The 3866-nt window shown below is 48.8% G+C and carries 4 protein-coding genes and 1 pseudogene; all 5 read right to left on the minus strand.

The annotated features are described in order from the left end of the window. Nucleotides 1-269: carbon-nitrogen hydrolase family protein (locus tag AC1WIP_RS12770; protein ID WP_481142188.1), on the minus strand; the 269-nt coding region annotated here is incomplete at its 3' end. Further along, entirely contained in the window at nucleotides 266-1192 is a 927-nt protein-coding gene (locus AC1WIP_RS12775) for an arginase family protein (protein WP_481142189.1), read from the minus strand. The genes AC1WIP_RS12770 and AC1WIP_RS12775, both read right to left, overlap by 4 nt. A gap of 234 nt (nucleotides 1193-1426) precedes the next feature. Beyond that, nucleotides 1427-1930: pseudogene (locus AC1WIP_RS12780) on the minus strand (ABC transporter ATP-binding protein); the annotation flags it as partial. A 13-nt stretch (nucleotides 1931-1943) separates the two neighbouring features. Then, nucleotides 1944-2723, minus strand: a complete 780-nt coding sequence (locus AC1WIP_RS12785) for an ABC transporter ATP-binding protein (RefSeq protein WP_481142190.1) — start codon at nucleotides 2721-2723, stop codon at nucleotides 1944-1946. After that, complete coding sequence (locus AC1WIP_RS12790) at nucleotides 2716-3708, minus strand: branched-chain amino acid ABC transporter permease (protein WP_481142191.1); 993 nt, start codon at nucleotides 3706-3708, stop codon at nucleotides 2716-2718. The genes AC1WIP_RS12785 and AC1WIP_RS12790 overlap by 8 nt, the downstream gene beginning before the upstream one ends. Nucleotides 3709-3866 lie beyond the last annotated feature (158 nt).

The following is a 3866-nucleotide window of genomic DNA, read 5'->3' on the forward strand; positions in this document are numbered from 1 at the left end:
ATATAAGAATAGATCACATAAATATGGTTTCTTGCAGCGCATTCCGACAGCTGCTTTTGAAACGCAATGCTTCCGGCCTTCTGGGCTGCCTGCGCCGCCTGGTCCCGTTCCAGCCCATATCCGGTGTGACACAGCTCCGGGAAACAGATAATATCCGCTCCTGCGCCGCCGGCTCTGTCAATATAAGCAAGGCATCTTTTCAGATTTTTTTCCATTTCCCCGGGCTGCGCCTTAAACTGCGCCACCGCTGTTTTCAGCATTCTGCTCATTTTTTCTTCTCACCGCCGTAATTATTCATAATATAATCCCACATAAGTTTTGCTCCTTCCATGGAGGTAATGTCATTTATATCTACCAAAACATTGATCTCCGTGATACATATGCCATCCACATAGGGCGCAAGCCTCTTCACGATCGCTTCCAATTCCCGCGCGTTTGGCCCTGCTGATTCATTGCAGCTTGAACCAGGTGAAAAGATGCCTTCCAGCACATCGATATCCAGGCACAGCATTACCCGCTCCGTTTTGTCAGTGGCTCTTTTAAGAATCTCCTCCACTGTCTTATCCACGCCCATTTCAAAAAAAGCCGTATTGTGGATGACATGATACCCCGTTTCCTCCACATATTCATAAAATTTCGGATACACATATCCCCTTACCCCAAACTGGACTACATTGCCAGCGTCCACATTGGGCAGATTCAAAATGTTGCGCAGCGGGCTGGAATGGGAATACTTTCCGCACCAGGTATCCTCCGCCAGAGTATCGAAATGGGCATCCATATAAATGACTCCCATTTTCCCTTCGGTCATATCGTGCACTGCCTTAACCGCCGGAAAATTCACGGAGCAGTCTCCCCCAATGATAACAGGCTTGCGGCCGTCCTCCATTATCCCCTTGATTGCCTCCTCCATGCCTGTGTATGCCTGCATCCAGTCATACACAGGCAAATCTCTCACAAGCCCATAATCCTTTACAGAAAGCTTCGCAAGGTCCAGCATCCGCCAGTTTTCCACATCAAATATCCTATTATTTTGGATTCTTCCTATGAACCTCTCCGCGCACTGCTTTACGCTTTGGGGCGCGTATTTCGCGCCGGGCCTGCCGTTTACGTCTCCCTGATCCCATACGATCCCCAAAATCCCATATTTCTTGTCCGCCTGCTCATTTTCTTCATTGATGTTCAGCAACATGTCCTTTCCATCCTCCTGTTTCTAAATCCCCAAATAGGATCTCTTTATTTCATCGTTTTGCTTCAGCTCCTTAGCGCTTCCCTGATAGACGATCTGCCCTATCTCAAGGACATACGCCCTGTGCGCAACTGCCAGCGCCATCTGGGCATTCTGTTCTACCAGCAGGATCGTCATATTCTGTTCCTTGTTGATTTGATGGATCGTCTTGAAAATGCCCTGTACGATAATAGGCGCAAGTCCCATGGATGGCTCGTCCAGCAGCAATAGCTCCGGCTTTGCCATCAACGCCCTTGCTATGGCCAGCATCTGCTGCTCGCCGCCGGATAATGTCCCTCCCAGCTGCCTTCTGCGCTCCGCCAGCCTGGGAAACATATCATATATTTTCTCCATGTCTGCGGAAATTTCCTGTTTATTTTTTCTCAGATAAGCCCCCAGCGTGATATTTTCTTCCACCGTAAGCATCGGGAATATCCCTCTTCCCTCGGGCACCTGTGAGATTCCTCTCTTTACAATGTCATATTCCTGCAAGGAGCTGATATCCTTTCCCTGAAACAGTACGGAACCCTTTTCCCGCTTCAGCACCCCTGATACCGCGTTAATAGTCGTTGTCTTTCCCGCGCCGTTTGGGCCGATCAGCGCCACGATCTCTCCCTTTGCAATCTGCAGGGATATTCCCTTTAAAGCAGGAATAACGCCATAATTGATCTTCAAATCTTTTAATTCCAAAATTGGAGTCATCTGCTTATCTCCTCTATTCTATCTCGATTGTCCCGCTTCCCAGGTATGCCTCTATTACCCTTTGATCCTGCTGGATTTCCTCCGGCAGTCCCCGGGCAATAATCTCCCCGTGATCCAATACTATGATCCGGTCGGATATATTCATAACAAACCGCATATCATGCTCAATCAGCAATACATTCACCTTCATTTTATCCGTAATATAGCGGATCACCTCTGACAGCTCATCCTTCTCTGCGCTGTTCATGCCGGCTCCCGGCTCATCCAGCAGAATCAGCTTCGGCTTCATGGCTAACGCCCTTGCGATCTCCAGCAGGCGCTGCTTTCCATAGGGCAGATTCACCGAAAAATCATCCTCCAAGTCCCTAAGGCCTACCACATCTAAAACCGCTTCGCATTCCTCCACTATTTTCCTTCTCTTTGCCCGAAAGCCTTTTCCAAAGAGAAAGGCATCCCTGATTCCTTCCGTATTGCATTCCCTGTTCGCCGCCAGCAGATTCTCCAATACTGTCATGTTTTTAAAAAGCCTGATATTCTGAAAGGTTCTGGCGATTCCCAGCCGTCCTCTCTCATATGCTTTCTTGTCTGTGATATCTTCCCCACAGAAAAATATCTTTCCTTCCGATGGCTGATACACACCTGTCAGCAGGTTGAACAAGGTCGTTTTCCCCGCGCCGTTGGGTCCGATCAAAGTAAGAATCTCGCCCTCCTTTTGCTGTAATGTCACCTCGCTGACTGCGGTCAGACCGCCGAAGGAAATGGTCAGCCCCTTTACCTCCAATACATTACTCATCAGCAGCCCCTCCCGCCTGCAGCTTGTAAATATTCCGTTTTCTCTTTTCCTGGCCATAAATCCCCATAGGCTTAAAATTCATCATTACCACCAGCAAAATCCCATACAGCATCATGCGAAGCTCGCTGAAGGAACGTAAAAGCTCCGGCGCGACCGTCAATATCACCGCTCCAATGACAGAGCCCGGGATGCTTCCGATACCGCCCAAAACCACCATTGCCAGTATCGTTGCCGAGTCGTTAAACAGGAAGGTATCCGGGCTGATAAAGGAAACATAGGTGGCATAAATAGAGCCCATGACCCCCGCAATCATTGCGGATAAGGTAAAGGCCAGCAGCTTATATTTCACCGGATAAATTCCAATCGACTGGGCTGCAATTTCATCCTCCTTTACGGTCATCATAGCAATTCCAAAACCCGAAGTCGTCAGCCGGCTTAAAAATATGGTAATAGCCGCCACAAAAGCCAGTACCAAATAATAAAAGGCCGTCTTGCTGTCCAGCTCCCATCCGAAAATGCTTGGGGAAGGAATTCCCGGCAATCCCATCGGGCCGCGCGTAATGTCGATTTCATTTACCAATACCAATCTCACGATCTCACCAAAGCCCAGAGTGACGATGGTCAGATAGTCACCCTTTAGGCGGCTGGTTGGGAGGCCAAGAACAAATCCCGCAAGTCCCGACACTGCAATGCTGGCAAATAACGTGAGCCAAAAGGACATATTGAAATTCAGCATCAGCAGCGCCGTGGCGTAGGCTCCAATTCCATAGAAGGCCGCGTGTCCCATGGACAGTTGTCCGGCAAAGCCTGACACGAGGTTCAGGCTTAAAGCCAGTCCAATGTAAAGCCCGCTGGTTATAAGCACGTGCATGACATAGGTACTTTTTACTGCCAGCGGAAGTATCAGCAAGCCACAGACCGCCAGAAGCGTCAGGATTCTTTTTTGTTTTTGGCTGCACTCTATGATTCTTTTTCCTATTTTCATCTTTTCACACCTACACCTTCTCCTGCTGCTTTTTGCCCATGAGTCCCGAAGGGCGAACGATCAGAATTATTATCATCACTGCAAAGGCAAAGGCATCCCTATATCCCGAAGATATGTATGCGCTTCCCAGTATCTCTACAACCCCAACCAGAAAACCG

This window comes from Acetatifactor sp., from assembly GCF_982438285.1.

Bases quoted from the DNA above. Each gene is read 5' to 3' on its own strand.
- AC1WIP_RS12785 (WP_481142190.1), bottom strand. From the start codon at position 2,723: ATGAGTAATGTATTGGAGGTAAAGGGGCTGACCATTTCCTTCGGCGGT.
- AC1WIP_RS12790 (WP_481142191.1), bottom strand. From the start codon at position 3,708: ATGAAAATAGGAAAAAGAATCATAGAGTGCAGCCAAAAACAAAAAAGA.
- AC1WIP_RS12775 (WP_481142189.1), bottom strand. From the start codon at position 1,192: ATGTTGCTGAACATCAATGAAGAAAATGAGCAGGCGGACAAGAAATAT.